Below are 22,261 nucleotides of genomic sequence, written 5' to 3'. Positions count from 1 at the left end.
AGTAACCCTTTCATTAATAACAATGGCCTCTCCCACCGAAGGCTCTATATCGTTACAACTACTGTTTCAATCAAATAACAGTAGCATTTGAACACCTCTACCGCTTGTCAGACTCCATAGTCGAAATAGATACATTTTTTGTCACTGCGGCTAGCATTCGCGCCGAATTTCCAGCAACACCGACAGCTGACCAAAGAGTCAACAAAAAAGGAAATCTCATACACAAGCCTTGCAGAGAACTAAATTGCGCGACGACTACATAAACGATCAAGTCGTGAGTCTGGCGTGCATTCATCTTACAAAGACGGAGCACTACCAACTCGCTTGCTTTATCAAGCAATACATACAAACCCGCAACTTGCGATCCGTACCCGACATTCATGAAATCCTGAGTTCAACCCTGGAAGATTACCCCGGCAAACCGCCGGTGATGGTCAACGAGCTGAACGCCTGGATCGACAAGACATTGGGATATCGCGCAGCCCACCCTGAATTTCCAGAGGTCATGGAACAAGGGTGATACGACAAAGCCCCGCTCGGAAGACGGGGCTTTGTGGTTTTCGCAGTTCAGAACTTGCGGTCAGGCTCGGACAGCTCACTGCTGTCGTCATGCTTCCAGGTCTTTTCGGCACGCTTCTGGCGCTCAATCTCTTCTTCCGTGGGTTCGTCGTCCACGTCTTCATCCGGGTCCGGACGCTTGGGGTCATTGGCCATGCTCACCTCTCTTCCTGAAGGGATCGGTCATCCGTTTTAAGCGTAGAACAGATCCCCGGGCCGTGCTCAGAGCCACCAGCGCAGCAAAAAGAAGAAGCCCATGCTGAGCAACATGCTGAGCAAGGTGTTGCGGGTGTACAGCACCAACCCGACGGCCACCAATGAGCTGATCAGGTAGGGGTTGTCCCAGTGCAGGTTCAACTGCTTTTCCGGCATGAACACGATGGGGCCGCAGATCGCGGTCAACATGCCCGGGACGGCGAACCCGAGGAATTGCCGGGCATTGCTGCTCAGGCGCACCGGCAACCGCGGCTCCAGAAAGACGTAGCGGTTGAGGAACACCAGCATGCCCATGCCGAAAATCACTGCCCAGACCATCATATGCGTCCACCGTAGAATTTATTGCAGACAAACCCGGCGGTCATGCCCGCCAGCCCCGATAACACCAGCGCCGAGCCCCATTGCCAGTAACTGAATAACACCGAACAAAACAGCGACACCGCCACGCACACCACGGTCGGCACATTGCGCACCACCGGGGTGATCAGTGCGATGAAGGTGGCGGCGATGGAAAAATCCAGGCCCAGGTGTTCAAGGCCCGGAATGCTGCTGCCGAGCACGATGCCCGCCAAGGTGAACAGGTTCCAGGCGATGTAGAACGTCAGGCCCACGCCGAGGGCGTACCAGCGGTTGAACTGCTGTTTGTCGTGCTGGCTGGTGAGGGCGAACAACTCGTCGGTCAACAAGAACCCCAGCCCCACGCGCCAGCGCCCCGGCAACGGCGAAATCACCGAACGCAGGCTCATGCCATACAGCAAATGCTGGGAGGTGAGCAGCAAGGTGGTGAGCAGGATCGAAAAAATCCCGGCGCCGCCCTTGAGCATGCCGATCGCCACCAGTTGCGCCGCACCGGCAAACACGATGCTCGACAGGCCCTGGCCTTGCAGCGGGGTGAGATTGGCTTCAATGGCCATGGAACCGGCCAGCAAGCCCCACGGCGCAGTGGCCAGGGACAACGGCATGATCGCCGCCGCGCCGCGTAGAAAGGCACTGCGCGGCATGTTTGAGTTGGACATAACGCTCTACAGACAGGGAAAGACCCGGGACTTTGCCAGCTGTTCGCGCCCAAGGCTTGAACAATCTTGCGCACTTGCGTGAACCGGCTCCATTCATCGGCTGCCGGCTTGCTTCGCTAACGTGGTAGCAACATGATGGCGCTGCATTTTTTCCTTCGAGGCCAGGCCGTTCATGAGCTCAGTCGAAACCGATAACGACGTCTATAAAACCCTGCTGGAATCGACCCGGGCGATTCCCTGGCGCATCGACTGGAAAACCATGACGTTCAGCTACATTGGGCCGCAGATCGAAGCACTGTTGGGCTGGAAGCAGGACAGTTGGGCGTCGGTCAACGACTGGGTCGAGCGCATGCACCCGGATGACCGCGACTATGTGGTGGACTTCTGCGTCTCGCAGTCACGCGCCGGCGTCGATCACGAAGCCGACTACCGCGCCCTCACCGACAGTGGCGAGTACGTGTGGATTCGCGATGTGGTGCACGTGGTGCGCAAGGACGGGGAAGTCGAGGCGCTGGTGGGTTTCATGTTCGACATCAGCGAGCGCAAGAAAACCGAGGAACACCTGATCCGCTTGCAAAAGCAACTGGAGGAATTTTCCTTCCAGGACGGCCTGACCGGCATCGCCAACCGGCGCATGTTCGACACGGTGCTGGAACGCGAGTGGGCCAACGCCCAGCGCACCGGTTTGCCCTTGTCGGTGCTGGTGCTGGATATCGATTACTTCAAGCAGTACAACGACCATTACGGCCACATCAAGGGTGACGAATGCCTGCGCCGGGTGGCGCAAACCCTGTCGCTGGCGGCCAATCGGCCCCGGGATTTCATCGCCCGGATCGGCGGTGAAGAGTTCGTCTGGCTATTGCCGGAAACGGACGCCGAATCCGCCCGGCGGGTGGCACACAAATGCCTGCACCTGATTCGCCAGCAGCAGATTGTCCATGAGTTTTCCGCGGTGTCGAACCTGCTGAGCATCAGCCTGGGGGTCGGCACCACGGCGGCGTCGGTGCATGCCACGGCGCTGGAGTTCATCGAACAGGTCGACCAGTTGCTCTACAAGGCCAAGCACAACGGCCGGATGCGCGCCGAGTTCGCGGACTTTCGTGACTGACGGGCAGCGTGCTGGCAACTGAGGCAGGGACACCGACATGCTGTACCGAATCGCAGCTGACGGCTTGGTGCTGTTTCACCTGATGTTCATTGGGTTTGTGTTGTTCGGCGGGCTGCTGGTGCTCAAGTGGCGCGGGTTGATCGTGTGGCATCTGCCCGCTGCGTTGTGGGGGATGGCGGTGGAGTTCGTCCACCTGCCCTGCCCGCTGACCGAATGGGAAAACCGGATGCGCCATGGCGCCGGGCAAAGTGGCTATGGTGGCGGTTTCATCGAGCACTACGTTTGGCCAGTGATTTATCCGGCAGGCCTGACGCCCGGCATCCAACTGGGGTTGGGCGCGATGGTGTTGGCGATCAATCTATGGGGCTATCTTCGACTACTGCATCAACGCCGCCCTCTGTAGGCGCTGACTTGCCAGCGAAGGCGTCCGCAAAAACAACGCAACAGCCAAAATCCTCTTCGCCGGCATGCCGCCTCCTACACTGTGGTTTTCGTTCGGGGATCAATCCATGTTGTCGACAGAAGACCTGGCACTGCTTGAGGCCATCCGCGAGACCGGCAGCCTGTCGCGGGCAGCGGCGCACTTGGGCAAGGCGCCGTCCACCGTGTCCTATGCGGCGCGACAGTTGGAGGAGCGCTTCGATGCATTGCTGTTCGACCGTCGCCGCTACCGCTTGCAATTGACCCCGGCGGGCGAGTTGCTGGTCAACGAGGCGGCGCGGCTGATGCAGGACGTCTCGCGCCTGACGCAACGGGTGCAGCAAGTCGCCAACGGCTGGGAAAGCCGCCTGTGGATCGTCACCGACGAACTGCTGGAGTTTGAAACCCTGGTCCCGGTGATCCACGAATTCGATGCGCTGCAATCGGGCGTGCCGCTGCGCATCACCCAGGAAGTGCTCAAAGGCGTCTGGGAAGCCCTGCGCGAAGGCCGCGCGGACCTGATCATCGGCGCCACCAACGAACCGCCCGCCATCCCAACCTTGCGCTGGATGCAACTGGGGCAAATGGAATGGGTGTTCGCGGTGTCGCCCAAACACCCGCTGGCCAAGGCCAAAGGCCCGATCACCCGGGCCATGGTCGCGCAGCACCGGGCGATCGTGGTGGCCGACTCATCCAGAGCCACCGAAGGCAGCACCTACGGCGTCACCGGCGGGCAAACCGTATTGGCCGTGCCGACCATGCGCGCGAAAATCCTCGCCCAGTGCGATGCGCTGGGGGTGGGCTGGTTGCCGCGCCATCGCGTGGGCTCGCTGTTGAAAAATGGCACGCTGGTTGAAAAAACCATGGCCGACCCGCGCGAGCCGAACATCCTCTACGCCGGCTGGCGGGGCGACCATGACGGCCGCGCCCTCGGCTGGTGGCTGCAACAACTGGAAAAACCCCAGTTGGCCAACCGACTGGTACAAGGCATGGACCGCTTTGACTGAGGCCTGACGCTCAGTTGGCAATCACGCTCATGTTCCGCCCACTGGCCTTGGCCACGTACAACGCCTTGTCTGCTGCCCCAATCAGGTCCTCGGGACGGACCGGCGACGCGGCCTGGCTGGCGCACACGCCGACGCTGACGGTTACCCGGCCTTCAGGGCTGGCATTGTGGGCAATCTCGGCCTGAAGCACTGCACGACGGATTTTCTCCGCCACCAGAAATGCACCCACGTAGTCGGTGCCGGGAAGTACCACGGCGAACTCTTCACCCCCGTAACGGGCGGCGAGATCGCCGGGGCGCTTGATGTTGTCGAGGATGATCGCGCTGACCTTGCGCAAACACTCGTCACCGGCCAGGTGACCATAGCGGTCGTTATACGGCTTGAAGTGATCGACATCGATCATTAGCAGCGCCAGTTCGCTCTGGTTGCGCCGGGCCCGGCTCAGTTCGGCATCGATGAACGCGTCGAGCTGACGCCGGTTGGCGAGCCCGGTCAGCGCATCCTTGAGGGCCAGGCTTTCGAGGTTGCGATTGACTTCCAGCAGCTTGTCCTGGGTGTCCAGCAACTCGACCTGCACCAGGTTCTGCTGCCTCATCAGCTTGATCAGGCGCCCCCCCAGAACCCCGAGAATGCTCAACAACAGCGTGACGATGCAGGCACTGAGCAGGGTTTCGCGACGCCAGCTGGCCAGCACTTCGTCCTTGTTCACCGCGGCAAAGACGATCAGCGGATAGTCCTCGACCCGGCGATACCCCGTAACCCGTTCGACACCGTCGATGACCGAGCGGATCGTCGCGGTGCCGGCATCGCCCTTGGGCAGCAGCTCGGTGAACAGCGGGCTCTTGGACAGGCTGGTACCGATCTCCGACTCCTTGAATGGCCTGCGAATGACGATGGTGGCATTGTCGGCGATCAGGTTGATCACGCCGTTACTGCCCATGTCGATGCTGTCGTAGAGTTCGAGGAAATGGCTGAGGTAGATCGTCGCCAGCGCCACCCCGGCAAAACTGCCATCGGGATGATTGACCCGGCGCGATACGGTCATGATCCATTCACCGCTCGAACGGCTCTTGATCGCCGGCCCGATGTGCGGTCCACGGCTGGGGTTGTCGCGGTGGTAGATGAAGTATTCGCGGTCGGCATTGTTGACGCCGGTTTGCCCGGCGCCATTGGAATTGGCGAGCCACTGGCCGTGTTCGTCGAACACGAACAGGCCGTGGAGCTGGGTCAACTCTTTGCGCTGGGCGTTGAGCAATGGCGGCAGGCGGGATTGATCGACACCGTCGTGTTCCAGGCGATCGACCAGGGTGAACAGCAACGTGTCGGCCTGCTTGATCGACGCCTGGGCCTGCGACGCCAGGGTCTGCGCAAGGTTGGACATCGCCACTTCCTTGTCATGCAGGTGGTACTGGCGCGAACTCCAGGCTTCCCAGACCACAATGGCCGCCATCGACAGGCACACCGCGACCAGCAGGATCACCGCCGAACGGACTTTCAGCCGGGTCACGGCGGGCCGGAGCATTTCAATGTGATCGTTGATCGATGGATCTCCCCTGCGGTTTCCTGAGCGTCGATGGCAGGGCGACCGTCCCGGGTCGCCCTTGTTGCAAGGATCCTAGCGTGACGACGGTTTTACCGCCGCCAGCCACGCCGGATCCAGGCGCGTCTGCTCGGTGTCGATATTCAGCGCTTGCATCCGTTGCTTGTGCTGCTCCATTTCATGGCTCAACTGGGTGTGGTCGCTGGAGTTGCCATCGAGCTGATGCATCTGGTTCAACCCCAAATGATAGAAACGCAGCAGCTTCATCGCCACCGGATCGCCCTGCTCCACGGCTGCTGTCACATGATGCATGACATTGGTAACGCTCATCAGGCTGCGCTTGAGTTGCCAACTATAGACTGCCGGCCGCATCCATGGCTGGGTCCAGAACACTTTGCGCATCAGCGCCACCATCAGCAGCACGGCGACGAACACGCCGCCGACGTTGAACCGCAGATTGTCGCCGCCAGGCGTTCCGAAAAACGCCACTGCCAGCGTCGACAGGGCCATCGCCAGCGCCAGGAAAATCAGGGCAATCATCACCGTACTGCGCCGTGTCTTTTGCCGATAGGTGTCGGCGTTCATCGGCTGGATTTCGAACATTGCGTCGGGTTTCCTTCAATTCTGGGCAAAAAGACCGCGGGCCATTATCGCCTCTGCGAAGGATTTAGCTATGCTGGGGCTCCTTTTCATCTTTTCATCGTCAAGCGGGGGACATGGCGAGACCGCGCAGTTCGTGCCATCTTCTTTCATGAATACACATTATTCGGATGCCGTTCGTCGTTGCTGTGTGAATGGCATCGTTTTAAGGATCATTGAATGACCCAACGCCAAGTAATCAACGCCTCCGTCAGTCCAAAAGGCAGCCTGGAAACGCTCTCGCAACGCGAAGTCCAGCAATTGAGCGAAGCCGGTTCCGGCAGCACCTACACCCTCTTCCGCCAGTGCGCCCTGGCCATCCTCAACACCGGCGCGCATGTCGACAACGCCAAGACCATCCTTGAAGCCTACAAAGACTTTGAAATCCGTATTCACCAGCAGGACCGCGGCGTTCGCCTGGAACTGTTGAACGCCCCCGCCGACGCCTTCGTCGACGGCGAAATGATCGCCAGCACCCGGGAAATGCTGTTCAGCGCCCTGCGCGACATCGTCTACACCGAAAACGAACTCGACAGCCAGCGCATCGACCTGAGCAACTCCCAGGGCATCAGCGACTACGTCTTCCACCTGCTGCGCAACGCCCGCACCCTGCGCCCCGGCGTCGAGCCCAAGATCGTGGTGTGCTGGGGCGGCCACTCGATCAACACCGAAGAATACAAATACACCAAGAAAGTCGGCCACGAACTGGGCCTGCGCAGCCTGGACATCTGCACCGGTTGTGGCCCCGGCGTGATGAAAGGCCCGATGAAAGGCGCGACCATCGCCCACGCCAAGCAACGCATCCACGGCGGCCGCTACCTGGGCTTGACTGAACCGGGGATCATCGCCGCCGAAGCGCCGAACCCGATCGTCAACGAACTGGTGATCCTGCCGGACATCGAAAAACGCCTGGAAGCCTTCGTGCGCGTCGGTCACGGGATCATCATCTTCCCGGGCGGCGCCGGCACGGCCGAAGAGTTCCTGTACCTGCTGGGCATCCTGATGCACCCGGACAACGAAGGCCTGCCCTTCCCGGTCATCCTCACCGGGCCGAATCACGCTGCGCCGTATCTGGAACAACTCGACGCGTTCGTCGGCGCCACCCTGGGCGACGCCGCCAAGCAGCACTACCAGATCATCATCGATGACCCGGCCGAAGTGGCACGCCAGATGACTCAGGGACTCAAGGCGGTCAAGCAGTTCCGCCGCGAGCGCAACGATGCGTTCCACTTCAACTGGCTGCTGAAAATCGACGAAGGCTTCCAGCGTCCGTTCGATCCAACCCACGAAAACATGGCCAACCTCAAACTGAGCCTCGACCTGCCGCCCCACGAACTGGCGGCCAACCTGCGTCGTGCGTTTTCCGGCATCGTCGCCGGCAACGTCAAGGACAAGGGCATCCGCTTGATCGAGGAGCACGGGCCGTATCAGATCCGTGGCGACGCCGCGATCATGCAACCGCTGGAACAGCTGCTCAAAGCCTTCGTCGCCCAACACCGCATGAAGCTGCCGGGCGGCGCGGCGTATGTGCCGTGTTATCGGGTCGTGGCGTAACGCTGTCCAGCGCGCGGTTGATCGCCAGATCCGCCAGCATGATCACCTGCTGGATATCCAACAACATGCTGCGCTGCGGGCCGTCCAGAAAGAAGATTTTCGTCGGCTGGCAGGTCGCCTTCGCGGGCAAGCCGGCTCCGGGGATTTGCCAGGCGTCAGATTTGGATTCACCGCGAATTTGTAGGCGCTGGCTTGCCAGCGAAGAGGCCAGCAGCTCCCACATCACCATTGCCCGACAGGCCGCCTTCGCTGGCAAGCCAGCTCCTACAGTTGATCGGCGTACACCCACGCTCTTAACCACTCATCAGGCCGAGCGTTAGCTCGCCTGCAGCCCTTGACCTTGATCCACCCGCCCCCTCGGAACGAAGGAACGCTGAGCCCCAGCGAGGGGCCGGACGCTCGGGGCGAGACCTTTTGGTTCCTTTTGGGGCGTTTGCCAAAAGGGACTCGCCGCAAGGGCGAAACCGCCAGCCGCCGTGACCGCAGAAACGGATATGCACTCAATCAACCCACAGCCTGGTCGGCCCGAAGGCCGCCAAGGCCAAAAGCACCCAACTCACTGCGAACTCTCAGGGTCCACCTTGTTCTGCGTCAAATACCGATCCAGCGTCTCATTCTGCGCAGGCTCGGAATTATCCCCCGCCACCTGCCACAGGTGCCGCTCGATCCCCTGCGCCAGCAAATGCCCCACCGCCGATTCGATCGCCGACAGCACACACAACTGCGCCGGTTCGTTGGTGGTGTAGCCGACCTCAGCCTCGAGCAGCTTCTTGAACTCGATGAACTTGAACACACCGGCGTTGCGCCCGACCGAATAGATGGTCTTGCTAGTCATCACATTGGCCAGCACCTGCCCGCTGCGCACGTCAATCGCCCGCAGGTTCACGGTGACCTGGTCCACCCGGTACTCCCGGGAAATGTCGATGCCCAGGTAACGAGCCCCTTCCCCACCGCTGCGCACGTTGGTGTCGTAGGCGATGACCCCGCCTTCGAGCATCATGTTCGCCGCTTGCAGGGGCGGCAGTTCACCCTGGATGTTCACCGGCGTGTTCGGCTTTTTCTGCGAGGCGCGGATGATCTTGCGTTCGGTCAGCAGGTTCTGCAGCCCTTCGCGCTCCAGCACCACGAACCAGCCACTGGCCTGCAAGGCATCCATCAGCATGCTCGCCGCGCCCTGGGTCACGCTGGTGGAAAACGAACTGGCCGGCGTCGGCTTGTACTGCCCGGTCTGGTCACGGAAGCCATACACCACCGCCATCAATTTGCCCTTGGGCCGTGGCATGTTCAGCAAGTCGTAATAAGTCGAGGCCCTTGGGGTCAAGGTCGGGGTTTCAGTGTCCTGCTCGGCGGGCATCGGCTCGCGCAAACCGCAGCCGGACAGCGCCGCCAACAGCATCCCTAGCACAATTATTTTTTTCATGTCCGTAACTCCCCATCCGCCCAAATCCCCGTCAAGGGGTGGTGGTGACACCGTTTACCTGGATTTCCGACACTTCACCGGTGGCCCGGTCAGTGACATTGATCGTCAATGCCCCGGAGTCGTCGACGACGTTGACGATGAACGCGTCAGTCGACAGGCTCCCGGTGTTGCCGGTAGAGATGTTGTCCAGCAATTGCCCCAGCAACCGCGATTGCAACTGCGCGGTAAAACGCTCCAGGGCCGAAGTCCCGGTCGCGGCGGTTCGGTTTTTCAAGTCCGGGTCGTCGTAGTCGTTCTGCGCCTGGGCGTTGTTGAGCAGCCAGGTGCCATTCAGCGGATTGCCGCCGAATGACGGGTTGATGGGCGTGTAGACCAACTCGGTGGCATGGACCAGGCCGCAACTCCCCAGACCGAGCAACCACAATCCCGTACGTTGCGAGAAAGTTCTTGTTTTCATAGTTCGTCCCTCTCAAGGTCGGTGGTGTCCTGCAACAAGGCTTCCAGCTTGCGCCGCACGATTTCCAAGCGGACCAGGTCGGCCGCCTCATAGGCCTCGTCTTTCAACTCCACGGTGTTGGGCGGCAGGAAGCGCCGGTACACCAGTCGCTGCTGATACTCCACGCTCACCAGGCTGCCCCAGCGCGCCGAAGGTCTTTCACGAACCACCAGGTTGAAATTCATCGGGCTGGTGGCCCGCAACCGTTCACTGAACGAGTAATAGAAGTCATGGCCGATGTGCGAAATCGTGTCGTCGATGATGAACCCGAGCATCTCGTCGTCCTCGGCCCAGGCGACGTTCGCGATCAGCATCAGCAGCAGGGCCGCCAGCCAGTGCCGGTTCATGGCTGCAACGCCTGGGGCGCGCCGGACTGTGCCTTGGGTGGTCCGTTGGTGCCGTCGAGGAAGGCTTTCTCGGCCACGAATTGCCAGTCCTTGTAGCTGGCCATGCCGGTGAAGTCGGACCACTGGCTGGGAAAGTTCACCTGCTTGAGCGGCTTCTCCGTGGACGGGCAGTACACACCGCTGATGCGCCCGTCGATGCCGCGCATCAGCGACCATTCGCCACCGCTCATGGGCTCCGGGTACAACTGGCGGAGATGGTGCTTGGCCGACGGAAAACGCTCGTCCTGCAACAGGTCCGCGAGTTCCTTGGGGTACTGCGCCAAGCCTGGCGAACTGCGGTAGTAGCTGCGCAGCGCCTGGGCATATTGCGTGCCGGCCCAGAGCAATTGTTTTTCGCGATCGCGGCGAGCAGCCGTGGCCCACAATTCGCCGGCACTGGCCAGGCCCATGCCCATCACGATGATCAGGAACAGCACACCCAGGTAGGTGAAGCCGTCCTGGCCCGAAGGCCTACCACTCGGAATAAAGGCTGCCATCACGCGCCCTCCCGGTGGCTCCACTCTTGATATCGGCGACCCCGCCCGCCACGCCTTCCGGTGGCGCGACCATGACCCAGGTGTCCTTGCGCGCGGCAATCGGGTCGGTCGGCTGGATGCGCAGGTAACGCAATTCGACCAGTTGATCGATGGAATCGGGATAACGCCCGGTGTCGCCGTAGTAGTGATCCAACGCCTCGCGCATGGCCGACAGGCTCTGGCGCAGGGTGGTCTCCTTGGACGCCTCCAGGCTGTTGAAGTAGCGTGGCAAGGCAATGGTCATCAGGGTTGCGATGATTGCCATGACCACCATCAGTTCCAGCAAGGTAAAACCCTTTTGCCGACGCATATGCTCACCACTCCCGGTAGGCGATGCCGTTGAGACCCTTGCCGCGGGCCTTGGAGTAAACGTCAAAGACGTCCTCGCCATCGCGCGGGTTCTCGGCTGAACTGTCATAGGAACGCAGGCCCCAGCCGCCCTCGTCGTCGCGCTTGGCGGTGGCCAGCGGGTCACGGGGAATGCGCCGCAGGAAGTAGAACTTGGCGCCCTTGGCACTGCGCACATCACGCACCCCATCGACCAGCACTTTCAGGTTCGGCGGATAGCCGCTGCTGTCGAGCGTCTTCTCGATATAGCCGGCATCGAAGGCGCGTTTATAGGCGTCGATGGCATCGCGGATCTGATACAGCGCGGTACGCAGGTCCTGCTCTTTGCCCCGGCGCACCACGGTCTCGGTCAGCGGTGCGGCCATGCCGGCCAGCAGGCCGACCAGGGCCAGCGTCACCACGACTTCGATCAGGGTAAAACCGCGTTGCGAGGCGTTCATGATCAAGGCTTCCCGACGGTAACGGTGGTCGCGACCGGCGCACTCATGGGGTCGCCCATGGGCGCCGCCTGAACCGTGGTGCTCATCGAACGGTCCGGCGCCTGGATGTGCATGCTGGTTTCGGTGCCGGTCGAGAATTCCATGTCCGACGGACTCTGGTACGGCAGGTTGCGCACGATCCGCGGGGTGATCGACAGCACCAGTTCGGACTTGGAGATGTCATCGTGGTTGCTGCCGAACAGGCGGCCCAGGCCAGGAATGTCGCCAAGGCCCGGGATCTTGTTACCGGCGGCGCCATGGTCGTTGCGCACCAGGCCGGCGAGGATCTGGGTTTCGCCATCGTGCAGGCGCAAGGTGGTCTGGGCGTTGCGGGTATCGACCTGGACCGGAATGGTGCCCTGGGCGGTCGGTGTCAGCGGCGTGGCGTTACTGACTTCCAGCGCGATCTTGATCGCCACTTCGTTGTTCAGGTGCACGATCGGTTGCACTTCCAGTTTAAGACCGACGTCGAGGTAGGTAACGCTTTCGGTGATCACCGGGCCCTGGGTCGAAGGCACCGAGGTGGCACTGATGATCGGCACGCGCTGACCGATGTGGATACGCGCCTGTTCGCGGTTGCTCACGCGGATCACCGGGCTGGCCAGAGTGTTGATGTCCTTGTCCTGGGCGTTGATCTTGGCCTGCGGCGATGGGTTGATGGAGATGCGGCTGGCGTCGATGCCTTTGAGCTGGTCAAGAATCGACACCGGCGAGCCATCGCCGTTGATCACGCCGAAGGTGTTCGGCCATTGCAGGCCGAGGTCGAGGATGCGCTGACGGGCGACTTCCATCACTTCCACTTCCAGCACCACTTCGGGGTTGGACTGGTCTTGCGATTGCAAGAGTTTTTCCGCCATGCGGATCGCGTCGCCGGTGTCGCGCATGGTCAGGGTGTTGAGGCGCTCATCGACGAACACGTCGCGCGTCTTGAGCATGGTCTTGATCATGTTCAGCGCGGTGTTGGCATCGATGCTGGTCAGGTAGAAAGTGCGCATCACCAGTTCCTGGTAATCCTTGAGTTTCTGCGGCGAGTCCGGGTAGATCAGCAAGGTGTTTTCGTTCACCACTTTCTGGTGCAACTGGTTCTGTTGCAGCAGCAGTTCCACGGCGTCTTCGATGCGCACGTCACGTACGAAAATCGTGGCTTTCATGTCCGGGCGCAGGTCCTTGTCGAAGATGAAGTTGAGGCCGGCCACCTGCGACAGCACTTCGAAGATGGTTTTCAGGTTGGCGTCGCGAAATTCCAGGGTCACTGGCCGGTCGAGGCGCGTACGCAGTTGGGGGTACTGCACCACGTTGCGGCTTTGCACCAGGCGGATGTTGTCTTGCAGTTCCAGGGCGCCCTCGTTCTTCGGGTCCAATTCGAGGATCTGCTTGACCTGGCGGTCGGCACCGTAGATGTCACCGCGACGCAGGTCGCCACGGGCCAGTTCGAGTTTCTCGTCCATGCTGCGCAGATAGTCGAGTTGGTGCAGGGCATCCTGGGCACGACGGTTGTTCGGCTCGATGTTCAGCACCCGGCTGTAGGTCATGCGGGCCCCGGCGAAATTGCGCTGGGCGCGGTCCATGTCGGCCTGGGTCAATAGTGCCGTCACGGCGCGGGCCCGTCCGCTGTTGAGGGCCATGTGCAGATCGGTATCGCGCGGGTTTTCTCGCAACCCTTGTTCGATACGCGCCAGACCGGCCTCGTACTGGCCTGACTCCATCAGGGCAGAGGCTTCGTCCCTGGCAACCTCTGCCGAACTGCATGCGGCCAACCCTGCACAGAGACAAAGGCTCATCAGCAACCGGGATCTGTTCATTGCGTGCTCCCCACAGACAAGGTCTGCGCTAAATGCAGAGGCAGATAGACCAGGCTCAGTTCCACATCGGAAATCCGCTCGATCTTCCATGTTTCGTCGATCACATCCCCTTTGCGTACGACGTAGATTTTTTCGCCGTTCTGCAAGAACACCTGCAGATCGGAACGGTCATCCAGCCTCCCGATGAACTGGAAAGGCAGCGGCGGTGCAGTGGGGACTTGCACCACCGGTGCGACATTGACCGCGGCTTGCTCGGTGACGGTGCCCAGGGCCGGCGCCACTTTCCAGCTGCGGGCGGCGAACAGGTCGCCCGCCGGGCTCAGGTCCTTGATCGGTGCCATCGCAGCGGTCGATGCCACCGCCGCTGCGCCAGGTTTTTTTCCTTTGCCCGGTGCTGCCACGGCAGCCACCGCCGGGTCACTGTCGTCCGCCTGCTTGAAGTAATCCGGAGCCCAGGCCAGCGCAGCGGCCACGCCGAAGAACGCCACCCAACTCACCACGCGTTTGGTATTCATCATGACCTCGACAGGTAAAGGGTCATGCGGATCCGCCCGGTCAGGTCGGTGTCGGCGATTTTCTTGCGCTGGAACTCCACGTCCTCCAACACCACCGCCGGCAACTGGCCGAGCAAGGCGTGCAGGAAGCGCCGCAGTTGCGGATAGCTGCCGCGCACCGGCAGCAGAATCTGATAGCGGGCAAGATGGGTCTTGGGGTCCACGCCCAGCGAGTATTCGCCCCGGGACAAGGTGATGCGTTCCTGGGCAGCCAGGGCATAGATCTTGTCGATGGCCACGGTGGCCTGGGGCTGGGACGGCAACTTGCTGCGGAAGTCGTCGAGCTGACGCTGCGGCACCACTGGTGCAGCGACGCTGCCGTCCTCGACCTTGGCCAGGTACTCGGTGGCTTCGCGGGTCTGCTGGTTGAGGTTTTGCAGCGATTCCCAGTCCGGCAACAACCCGACCAGCCCGTAGCCCAGCGCCAGCACCAGCATCGCCATGCCTGCCAGCCCCGGTACGCCGAGGCCTTGCAGGTATTCGTGGACGATCAATTTAGGGATTTGCATCGCCGATCTCCCAGGTAGCCGACAGGTTGAATTGCACCGGGTGCTCCGGCACGTTGGCGACAATTTCGTGGCTCAGCAGCGACACGTCGGACAGCTCGCCGCTGGCTTCGAGGCGGCGGTGGAAGTCGAGCATCGCGTCCAGGTCCCGTGCCTCGGCGCTGATCCGCACCTGGCCTTTGCGCGCGTCCGGGGTCAGGGTCAGCAGCGCCACGTTGTCCCGCGGCATGGCTTCGAGGGTGGCGAACAGGCGCTCCCAGGGCCGGCGCAATTGTTGCGAGACCTTGCGCATTTCGGCCAGGTTCTGTGCCTGTTCGCGGGTCTCCGCCGGGCTCAGGCTGAGCTTGCCGCCGTTGTCGCCAGTGAGTACCCGTTGCGTGGTTTGCAGGTGGCCTTGCTGTTGTTCGGCTTCGTTGCTCAGGTGTTGTTGCACCAGCAGGCACGTCAGCGTCAGCACCACGCCACCGGCCAGCAGGCTCCAGCCCAGGGGACCTGAGCGGCGGCGCGGCTGGAAGTCCAGCATCAGGGCGCGCATGTCAGGCCACCGCCCGAGACATCACGTACAGGCAATCGCGTACGGCTGTCCGGTCTTCTTCGAGGGTGCGCAGGTGCACACCGGGTACCTCGGGGTGCGAATCGATGCGCGCCGGGGCGTGCAGGTAGACATTCAGCGGCCGCTCACTGCTGGACGCCTGCAACTGGTTTTCGCGCCCGATCAGCGCGGTCAGCGCCGCGTCGCTGTCGCTGCTGCCCACCGAGCGCACTGAATTCCAGCGCCCTTCGCGAGCCAGCAGCAACACGCTGCGCACAGGCTCCGCAACCACGAACAGGAAGTCGCCGGCCTCGAAGCTCTTGTCGAAGTGATTGAACGCGGCCATCAGGTACGGCTGCACCGATTTCAGGCGCAAACCGCGCGCGCTGACCCGTGTGCGCAGGTGTTCGAGCAGGCTTTGCGGGAGCGCGGTGGCGATGCGGTCGTAGCCGGCCGGTTCGGCCGAGAGCACTAGGCTCCAGGGTTGCGCCGGGGCACCGTAGAGGTCCTCGAAACACAGCTGGGCGAAGCCGAGCAACTCTGTCGGGCTGGCGATCTGCTCGCTCCAGGGCACCAGGCAATACCGGCTGAAGTGCCCGGAGATCACCACGGTCAGTTCTGCCCGCGCCGGGGTGTGTTCGGCCAGCAAACGGTCGAGGGTGTCGAGGGCCACCGTCCAGGCCTGGAAGCCTTCGTCGATGTAGCCGACGCTGCCCAGCCAGTGGGTTGCATTGCCGTGCCGTCTGCCCAGGCCAACACCGCTGGCACCGAGCACGGCGACAAATTGCTCACGAGATAAAAGTGACACGATTGATCTCCTCGAGAGTGGTACGGCCTTGTTCCACCAGCTCCAGCGCCGACTCGCGCAACAGGCGCAAGCCACGTTTGCAGGCATGGGCCTTGATTTTCGAAATCGGTTGGCGCTCGACGATCATCTGCCGCAGTTCATCGTCCAGGTGCAACAGCTCGGCAATCGCGCTGCGCCCGCGGTAGCCGGTGCCGCGGCAATGCCCGCAGCCCTTGCCGTGGACGAACTGGTAATGCGCGACCTTTTGCGGATCGAGCCCCGACACTTCCAGCTCTTCATTGGTCGGGCTGTAGGGGCTGCTGCAACTGGTGCAGACCAGGCGAATCAGGCGCTGGGCGAGCACCGCGTTGAGCGCCGAGACCAGGCTGTAGGGATCGATTTCCATCTGGGTGAAACGGCCGATCACGTCGAACACGTTGTTGGCGTGGATAGTGGTGAACACCAGGTGACCGGTGAGTGCCGATTGCACGGCGATTTGTGCGGTGTCCGGGTCGCGGATTTCGCCGACCATGATCTTGTCCGGGTCATGGCGCAGGATCGAGCGCAGGCCCCGGGCGAAGGTCAGGCCTTTCTTCTCGTTGACGGGAATTTGCAGCACCCCCGGCAGTTGATACTCCACCGGGTCTTCAATGGTGATGATCTTGTCCACACCGTGGTTGATCTCGGTGATCATCGCGTACAGGGTGGTGGTCTTGCCGCTACCGGTCGGGCCGGTCACCAGCACCATGCCGTAGGGTTCGGCGGCGAGCCGGCGCAGTTGGCGCAGGGTGTCTTCTTCAAAGCCCAGGGCCTGCAATTGCACGCCGCTGACCTTGTCGGCCAGGTCCTGTTTGTCGAGCACCCGCAGTACCGCATCTTCGCCGAAGATACTCGGCATGATCGACACCCGGAAGTCGATTTGCCGGCCGCTGATGCCGACTTTGAAACGACCGTCCTGCGGCACGCGTTTTTCGCCGATGTCCAGTTCGGCCATCACCTTGACCCGGGAAATCACCTGTTCGGCGAACTCGCTGCCCTGGATCTTGCTGATGTTGTTGAGCACGCCGTCGATCCGGTACTTGATCACCAGCCCGCTGCCGGTGGTGCCCAGGTGGATGTCGCTGGCGTGCATCTTCAGCGCGTCGTAGAGGGTCGAGTTGACCAGCTTGACCACCACACTGGAGTCTTCGCTGATGCTGGTCAGGGACAGGCTTTGCAGGGTATCGATTTCGGTGCCGCCCTCGGCCTGGGCGTTGAGCGATTCCACCGCGTGAAAGCTCTCTTCGTGCCGCGCCAGATAGGCCTTCAGGTCGTCGGCATGCACCAGGTACAGCGGCGCGCCGTGCAGGCATTCGTCGATCCAGGCCAGACGTGCGCTGTCGAAGGGGTCGGCGAACACGCCAATCACCGCCTCGTCGTGACGCAGCAGGATGAATTCGCGCTTGAGGCATTGGGCCAGGGTGACCCGGTCGAACACGGGGGTGGAGTTGAACAGGCTGTCGGTGTCGAGCACCGGATAATGCAGGGTGACGCCCAGGCACTGGATGAAGGGCATGGGTGCCAGTTCGCTCAACTCGCCGAGGGCATCCAGCATCCGTTCGCCGGAGGTGGTGGCCAGGGCTCGGGCCTGGGTCAGTTGTTCACTGCTGAAGCGAGTCGGTACACATTCCAGTTGCGCCGGTTCTACGGCAAGGGATAGACGGTCCATGGCTTGCTCTCCAACGCCCGGGGCTTTGAGCCCTGTCGGCGCGGCGAGCTGGTTCGGCGGGGGCCGGAACGTCTTGTCGCGCCACTACTCCCCGGTGAGCAATTGTTCGTCGTCTGGCGCCATGGATTCCGATGTACCTCTTCGGCGATCTGCAAGCACCCAACTACCGTCGTACAACTGCAGCGGGAAACTCTCGGTCCTGCTCTGGCGTCGTTCGACGAATCCTTCAGACGTGCTCACTCCCGTTCTGGGTTCGCGCTGCCTGCCTAGAAGATCCAGGACTGCCCGGGCCAATTCCGCCAATGGAAACGGTTTGAACAGGATATGGCTGACTCCTCGAATCCGGGCCTGCTCGCAAACCTCTGCGGTGGGATGCCCTGTGATCAGCACAAAATGACACTTCCTGTTCTGGCGGACGGCATCGAGCACCTCAAAGCCTTCCATATCGGGCAAGCGGTAATCGAACACCATCACATCGGGTGCGAAATCGTCAGCTTCGGCGATTCCATGTGCACCGTCGTGAGCAATCCGGACGTCCAACTCTTGCGCCTGCAGGTACCCCTGGAGGTTTTCTGCAAGCAGTTGTTCGTCATCGACAACCAGTACTTTGTTTAACAAGGTGGACTCCTTGAAACCGCAGGTCCGGGTTTCGAACCTGGCGGAGTGCACGCCTTGATAGGGCTAACGCACACTTCATGCCAGGCTGGGCGCCGGTAATTTTAGGTCTTCATGTCCTTGAATTTAAAAACAATGCCTTCTCGTACAGCGATTCCATCCCCCAAACACGGGGAAAGCGATCGGATTGGCATTGACGTTTTCCCCCCAACTCTGGGGAAACCCCCTATTCATCGTCAATCCGTTCGATTCGATTGCGCGACCGCAGTTGCGCCAATGCCTGTAGACGAGCTTGAACCTGTTGTTGTCGGGCAAGGTAAGCCCGAACCCTGTCAAGTCCTTGCTCCTGTGTGACATCGGCTGCCTCCATGTGGTTCTCTAAATAAATCAGGTGCCAGCCCACCGCCGTGCGCACCGGTTCGCTCACAGCCCCAGGTGCCAGGACAAACGCGACAGCTTCGAACTCAGGCTGCATGCGCCCCCGGGGGAAGTAGCCCAGCTCGCCACCTTCACTGGCGCAGGCGTCTTCGGAGCCGCCGCGGGCCACGCTGGCGAAGTCGGCCCCGGCCACGATAGACGCGTGCATCTGCATTAAGCGTAGCCGTGCGGCTTCGACTGTGGAAGCGTCTGCGTCGGGCTTAACCTTGATCAGGATATGTCGGGCCTGCACTTCTTCAGGCCGGCTCATCTCGGCGCGATGTTCCTGGTAAAACGCCTGGACCTGTTTTTCATCCGGCTCGCTGGCCTGGGTGATTTCATTGAACACTTGCCGCGCCGCCAGCTCGCGCCGGGTGTATTCGGTGTAGGCGGCCTCATCGAAACCGGCGTCTTCGAGGCGCCGGGCAAACACCTCGGCACCGCCCATGGCCTGGCGGGTCTGGTCGATTTGCTCGTTGACCGTGGCATCGCTGATCACCACGCCGCGCTTGCGCGCTTCCTGCCACAGCAGTTCACGGTCGATCAAGGCATCCAGTGCAGCCTTGCGCAGTTGTTTGTAGGCTTTTGGATTGCGGATGCTGCCCACCGCCCGGCCCTGATCCTCCAGGTATTCGGCGAAGTATCGCTCGAGGCGCAGCTGGGAAATCTCCTCGCCATTGACCCGCGCCGCGGCCGGGCCATTGCTGCACCAGGCCATGGGTACCCACAACGTCAACAGCACCAGCAAAGTGTCGAGTCTCATGATCGGCCTCCGGTCAGGGCATGGCAGCAATGGGTTTATAGGGGGCAACCAGGTAGAAACGCTGGTCGGGCAAATCCACCGTGACCACGTGCGCACCGCTCAAGCCCAGGCGCCGGCCCGGGCCAAAGCTGATCAGCGGCGTCAGCCCGGTATCAAAATCACGCAGGCCCTCCAGGGCACTGACCAGTTTCTCGCGGCTGGCGTCCCGTCCGGCCTGCTTCATGCCTTCGCTGAGCAGCATCATCGAACTGAACGCCCCCACCTGCAGGACCGCGTGCTGGCCACCGAGCCCCTGGTTTTGACGCAATTGGGTCAGCGCCAGCCGACCGGCCAGCGTCCAGTCGCTGGGCACGAACGGATAGGCGAGGAACACTCGCCGGGAAAACCCGCTGGGGACCTGCAACAGATCGCCCGCCACCTGATTCGACGCGGCAAACAGGTAAGGCACCTGCCCCGCCGTTTGCAAACGCTCTGCCAGGCGACTGAAGCCGCTGCTGCTGCCCAGGTAAAACACCGAGCGCGAGCCCAGTGGCAAGTCTTTCTGCGCCGGGTCGTAGGCTTGCAGCTGGACCTTTTGCCAAGCGTGGTCCTGCAAGTACTGGCTCAGTTGTTGCGCTGCCTGGCGCTGGCCGGGTTCGTCGGGGTAGGCGATCAGCGTCGGTCCCTCCAGCACTTTCAGGCTGGCACTGGCGTATTCGGCCAGGGCGATCATTTGCTCGCGCAACCCCGGCAGCGGTTCGAAAATCTGCGGGCTGGCGTGCAGCGTGCCTTGCATCGACAGCGGCCCGATCAGCGGAATGCCGGCGTGCTCCAGGCGTGCGGCCAGGTCCGAGTCCAATGCCGGTACGAGCGGGGCGATCAGGGCAAACACTTGCTCGTCATTGATCAACCGGTCCAGGGCCTTTTCGGCACTGACGCGGTCGATGCCGGGGTCGAGGATCGTCAGGCGCAACTGTCGCCCATGGATCCCGCCCGCCGCGTTGATCCGCGCCACGGCGCCGTTGAGCACCGCCGCCACCGTGGCGCCCTCCTCGCCCAGCGGCCCGGAGCCCGGCAATAACGTGCCCAGGTGCAGGCTGTCGGAGGTCAGGCCCGGGTCGCGCTCGTCGGCCAAGCGCTTGAGGTACGCGGTGAGGTTGCGTTGATCGTTCGTCGACAAGACGAAACGGGGCATGCTCGGATCGAGCCGGTTGCCGCCGGGGTCACGCCCCTCCTGCACCGCCCGCGCCAGCAGGCTGTCGTTGTAGGCCGGGTAGCTGCGACCGTTGACGTGCCGCTGACCATGGCGGCTGGCCAGCCGTGTCCAACTCAGGGCTGGCGGCCGCACGCCGCCTTCCGGGCGCCCGAGGCCGTCTTCGCCGTGACAATTGGCGCACGGCAGGCTGGTGGCCGGCAGCACCATGTCCGAGGCGCCAACCCTGGCCATGATCGGCTCACCGCTGGCCGACACACCTTCGCGGTACAGCTGCTTGCCGGCACTTTCGCTGGGGTTGAGCGTCAGTGCCTGGGCATTCAGCGCTGTACAGCCGAGGAGCAACAGGCCAAGGACGAGGGCAGTTTTCATCGCACGGACTCAGCGTTCGGCCACGGGCATTGCCAGCAACTGCAAGCGCTGGGCAATGGCGGCGGCCGGGGCATCAGGGCGGATTTTGCTCCAGCGCTTGTTCGCCACGTCACCGACGATCAACTGGGTGGAGTGCTGCTCGGGGGTTGGCACAATCTGGCCGATTCGGCCCAATACAAGGTCCATTTGCGCCTTGTCGCCGGTGAGAAAAAGCCAGTGGGGGCCATCGACGCCCTGCTTCAAGGTGTAAGCCTTGAGTACCGCCGGGGTATCCCGCAGCGGATCACTGGTAAGGGAGATAAAGGTGATGCCGTCGGCCTTGTCGCCGAGCACTTCACGCACTTCCTTGAGCTTGCGGGTAATCAGTGGGCAAGCGTCGTTGCAGCGGGTGAAAATCACATTGAGCAGCACCACGCGGTCCTTCAAGGCATCGCTGTAGAAGCGCAACGTGTTGCCGTTCTGGTCCTGCAACGGGGTGTCGGTGAACCAGGTTCTGGCGTCGTGGGTGCCGCTGGCGGGTTGCGCAGCGGCCACGGCCGGCGCGGCCTGTTCATGGCCTTCGTGGGCAAACGCCATTGAGCTGAAGATCCAGAAGCAAAGGCTCAGGGCAAACCCGTCGATGACTCTCATGGCTGTTTCTCCATGGCGATGGCGGTGTGCTTGGCGTGGGCGTTGCGTTCACCGCTGAGTTTCTCCACGGCGCGGGCCAGCTCTGTCGGGTCGGTGAAGCCGTAGTAACGGGTCCAGAAACGGCTGTTGCCGTCGCCCACCAGAATCAGCGGCGAGTGGTTTTTGAAATCGCCGCTGTAGGCGCCCAGGCCCTTGAGGGTGGCGGTGACTGACTGCGGCGAACCGGTCAGCCAGCTCCAGCCCGGCCCTTTCTGGAAGGTGCGGGCGTAGTCGTTCAGGCGCTTGGGGTCGTCGCGCTGCGGGTCGATGCTGATTGACACCAGTTGCACCTCGGTGCCGACCCGCGCCCCCAGTTGTTTCTGCACCTTGCCCATGATCGAGGACACCACCGGGCACACCGTGGTGCAACTGGTGTAGATGAAACCCATGACCACGATCTTGTTGCTCACCAGGTCTTTTTCCAGGCTCACGACCTTGCCGTTCTGGTCCAGGAGCGCCACGTCGGCCAGCTTGATCTGGGCAGTTTGCGGGCTGGCCTTTTTGCCCGCCATGTCGTGCCCGGCGTGTTCGTCTGCCGAGTGGGCCAGCGCTTGGCCGATACCGATGGCCAGCAGGCAAAACGTCAGCAGGCCGCGATGTGCAAATCGGTTCATGTCAGTG

Annotated in this window: 27 protein-coding genes and 1 pseudogene; 5 read left to right on the top strand and 23 right to left on the bottom strand. The window is 62.0% G+C overall.

The genetic code is table 11. The features are described from left to right. Positions 1-244: 244 nt before the first annotated feature. A complete protein-coding gene (locus J1D76_RS08670; protein ID WP_421137900.1) occupies positions 245-520 on the top strand; it encodes a hypothetical protein in 276 nt (91 codons plus the stop codon). 47 nt (positions 521-567) lie between these two features. Here the strand turns inward: J1D76_RS08670 and J1D76_RS08665 are convergent, their stop codons facing one another. The 3 genes from J1D76_RS08665 to J1D76_RS08655 all read right to left on the bottom strand — a co-directional run bounded on the left by J1D76_RS08665 (position 568) and on the right by J1D76_RS08655 (position 1,790). Further along, positions 568-714: a hypothetical protein gene (locus tag J1D76_RS08665; protein WP_421137899.1), complete on the bottom strand. Its 147-nt coding sequence runs from the start codon at positions 712-714 to the stop codon at positions 568-570. Between the two features lie 66 nt (positions 715-780). Continuing rightward, complete coding sequence (locus tag J1D76_RS08660) at positions 781-1,092, bottom strand: AzlD domain-containing protein (RefSeq protein ID WP_421138094.1); 312 nt, start codon at positions 1,090-1,092, stop codon at positions 781-783. Then, positions 1,092-1,790 carry an AzlC family ABC transporter permease gene (locus J1D76_RS08655; protein ID WP_421137898.1) on the bottom strand — a complete coding sequence of 233 codons (699 nt, stop codon included), beginning with the start codon at positions 1,788-1,790 and terminating at the stop codon, positions 1,092-1,094. Before J1D76_RS08655 ends, J1D76_RS08660 begins: the two co-directional genes overlap by 1 nt. 172 nt (positions 1,791-1,962) lie before the next feature. Between J1D76_RS08655 and J1D76_RS08650 the strand changes: the two genes are divergently transcribed. The 3 genes from J1D76_RS08650 (at position 1,963) to J1D76_RS08640 (ending at position 4,325) form a co-directional block, all read left to right on the top strand. After that, positions 1,963-2,898, top strand: a complete 936-nt coding sequence (locus tag J1D76_RS08650) for a diguanylate cyclase domain-containing protein (protein ID WP_421137897.1) — start codon at positions 1,963-1,965, stop codon at positions 2,896-2,898. Between the two features lie 37 nt (positions 2,899-2,935). Continuing rightward, a complete protein-coding gene (locus J1D76_RS08645; protein WP_421137896.1) occupies positions 2,936-3,301 on the top strand; it encodes a DUF2784 domain-containing protein in 366 nt (121 codons plus the stop codon). Positions 3,302-3,407: 106 nt separating this feature from the next. Then, positions 3,408-4,325 carry a LysR family transcriptional regulator gene (locus J1D76_RS08640; protein ID WP_421137895.1) on the top strand — a complete coding sequence of 306 codons (918 nt, stop codon included), beginning with the start codon at positions 3,408-3,410 and terminating at the stop codon, positions 4,323-4,325. A gap of 10 nt (positions 4,326-4,335) precedes the next feature. Here J1D76_RS08640 and J1D76_RS08635 read toward each other — a convergent pair whose 3' ends face one another. Together J1D76_RS08635 and J1D76_RS08630 are read right to left on the bottom strand one after the other, a co-directional pair. After that, complete coding sequence (locus tag J1D76_RS08635; protein WP_421137894.1) at positions 4,336-5,847, bottom strand: sensor domain-containing diguanylate cyclase; 1,512 nt, start codon at positions 5,845-5,847, stop codon at positions 4,336-4,338. Between the two features lie 93 nt (positions 5,848-5,940). Then, positions 5,941-6,468 carry a DUF3087 domain-containing protein gene (locus J1D76_RS08630; protein WP_421137893.1) on the bottom strand — a complete coding sequence of 176 codons (528 nt, stop codon included), beginning with the start codon at positions 6,466-6,468 and terminating at the stop codon, positions 5,941-5,943. A gap of 216 nt (positions 6,469-6,684) precedes the next feature. Between J1D76_RS08630 and ppnN the strand changes: the two genes are divergently transcribed. Then, entirely contained in the window at positions 6,685-8,058 is a 1,374-nt protein-coding gene (gene ppnN / locus J1D76_RS08625) for a nucleotide 5'-monophosphate nucleosidase PpnN (RefSeq protein ID WP_421137892.1), read from the top strand. Here the strand turns inward: ppnN and J1D76_RS08620 are convergent. From J1D76_RS08620 to J1D76_RS08535, 18 genes and pseudogenes are all read right to left on the bottom strand, one after another. Then, positions 8,048-8,149, bottom strand: a pseudogene (locus J1D76_RS08620) (DUF6124 family protein); the annotation flags it as partial. The gene ppnN and the pseudogene J1D76_RS08620 overlap by 11 nt on opposite strands. A 465-nt stretch (positions 8,150-8,614) precedes the next feature. Beyond that, positions 8,615-9,478: a CsgG/HfaB family protein gene (locus tag J1D76_RS08615; protein WP_421137891.1), complete on the bottom strand. Its 864-nt coding sequence runs from the start codon at positions 9,476-9,478 to the stop codon at positions 8,615-8,617. Between the two features lie 31 nt (positions 9,479-9,509). Beyond that, the gene (locus tag J1D76_RS08610) at positions 9,510-9,935 is read right to left on the bottom strand and encodes a curli assembly protein CsgF (RefSeq protein WP_421137890.1); all 426 of its coding nucleotides are present in this window, start codon (positions 9,933-9,935) and stop codon (positions 9,510-9,512) included. Then, positions 9,932-10,321 (bottom strand): curli production assembly/transport protein CsgE, encoded by a 390-nt coding sequence (gene csgE, locus J1D76_RS08605; RefSeq protein WP_421137889.1) that lies wholly within the window; start codon positions 10,319-10,321, stop codon positions 9,932-9,934. The genes J1D76_RS08610 and csgE overlap by 4 nt, the downstream gene beginning before the upstream one ends. Further along, a complete protein-coding gene (locus J1D76_RS08600) occupies positions 10,318-10,857 on the bottom strand; it encodes a type II secretion system protein (protein WP_421137888.1) in 540 nt (179 codons plus the stop codon). Before J1D76_RS08600 ends, csgE begins: the two co-directional genes overlap by 4 nt. Further along, positions 10,832-11,206, bottom strand: coding sequence for a type II secretion system protein (locus J1D76_RS08595; protein WP_421137887.1), 375 nt, complete (start codon positions 11,204-11,206; stop codon positions 10,832-10,834). Before J1D76_RS08595 ends, J1D76_RS08600 begins: the two co-directional genes overlap by 26 nt. Positions 11,207-11,210: 4 nt before the next feature. Beyond that, the gene (locus J1D76_RS08590; protein WP_421137886.1) at positions 11,211-11,684 is read right to left on the bottom strand and encodes a type II secretion system protein; all 474 of its coding nucleotides are present in this window, start codon (positions 11,682-11,684) and stop codon (positions 11,211-11,213) included. Positions 11,685-11,686: 2 nt separating this feature from the next. Next, on the bottom strand, positions 11,687-13,525 hold the full coding sequence (locus tag J1D76_RS08585) for a secretin N-terminal domain-containing protein (RefSeq protein WP_421137885.1): 1,839 nt from the start codon (positions 13,523-13,525) through the stop codon (positions 11,687-11,689). Continuing rightward, on the bottom strand, positions 13,522-14,040 hold the full coding sequence (locus J1D76_RS08580) for a hypothetical protein (protein WP_421137884.1): 519 nt from the start codon (positions 14,038-14,040) through the stop codon (positions 13,522-13,524). Before J1D76_RS08580 ends, J1D76_RS08585 begins: the two co-directional genes overlap by 4 nt. Then, the gene (locus J1D76_RS08575; RefSeq protein WP_421137883.1) at positions 14,040-14,588 is read right to left on the bottom strand and encodes a pilus assembly protein PilO; all 549 of its coding nucleotides are present in this window, start codon (positions 14,586-14,588) and stop codon (positions 14,040-14,042) included. Before J1D76_RS08575 ends, J1D76_RS08580 begins: the two co-directional genes overlap by 1 nt. Continuing rightward, a complete protein-coding gene (locus J1D76_RS08570) occupies positions 14,575-15,120 on the bottom strand; it encodes a PilN domain-containing protein (protein WP_421137882.1) in 546 nt (181 codons plus the stop codon). The genes J1D76_RS08575 and J1D76_RS08570 overlap by 14 nt, the downstream gene beginning before the upstream one ends. A gap of 1 nt (position 15,121) precedes the next feature. Further along, positions 15,122-15,925 (bottom strand): hypothetical protein, encoded by an 804-nt coding sequence (locus J1D76_RS08565; protein WP_421137881.1) that lies wholly within the window; start codon positions 15,923-15,925, stop codon positions 15,122-15,124. Continuing rightward, entirely contained in the window at positions 15,906-17,612 is a 1,707-nt protein-coding gene (locus J1D76_RS08560) for a GspE/PulE family protein (protein WP_421137880.1), read from the bottom strand. Before J1D76_RS08560 ends, J1D76_RS08565 begins: the two co-directional genes overlap by 20 nt. A gap of 84 nt (positions 17,613-17,696) precedes the next feature. Next, the gene (locus tag J1D76_RS08555; protein WP_421137879.1) at positions 17,697-18,230 is read right to left on the bottom strand and encodes a response regulator; all 534 of its coding nucleotides are present in this window, start codon (positions 18,228-18,230) and stop codon (positions 17,697-17,699) included. A 223-nt stretch (positions 18,231-18,453) separates the two neighbouring features. Beyond that, a complete protein-coding gene (locus J1D76_RS08550) occupies positions 18,454-19,407 on the bottom strand; it encodes a peptidylprolyl isomerase (RefSeq protein WP_421137878.1) in 954 nt (317 codons plus the stop codon). 13 nt (positions 19,408-19,420) lie between these two features. Continuing rightward, a complete protein-coding gene (locus J1D76_RS08545) occupies positions 19,421-20,971 on the bottom strand; it encodes an ABC transporter substrate-binding protein (protein WP_421137877.1) in 1,551 nt (516 codons plus the stop codon). A 9-nt stretch (positions 20,972-20,980) separates the two neighbouring features. Beyond that, positions 20,981-21,601: an SCO family protein gene (locus tag J1D76_RS08540; RefSeq protein ID WP_421137876.1), complete on the bottom strand. Its 621-nt coding sequence runs from the start codon at positions 21,599-21,601 to the stop codon at positions 20,981-20,983. Further along, positions 21,598-22,254 (bottom strand): SCO family protein, encoded by a 657-nt coding sequence (locus J1D76_RS08535; RefSeq protein WP_421137875.1) that lies wholly within the window; start codon positions 22,252-22,254, stop codon positions 21,598-21,600. The genes J1D76_RS08540 and J1D76_RS08535 overlap by 4 nt, the downstream gene beginning before the upstream one ends. Between the last annotated feature and the right edge of the window lie 7 nt (positions 22,255-22,261).

This window comes from Pseudomonas sp. NFX15 (assembly GCF_049132105.1).
Classification (GTDB): Bacteria; Pseudomonadota; Gammaproteobacteria; order Pseudomonadales; family Pseudomonadaceae; genus Aquipseudomonas.
Note: the sequence above shows the minus strand (reverse complement) of the source record. Positions and strands in the feature narration are given on the sequence as shown.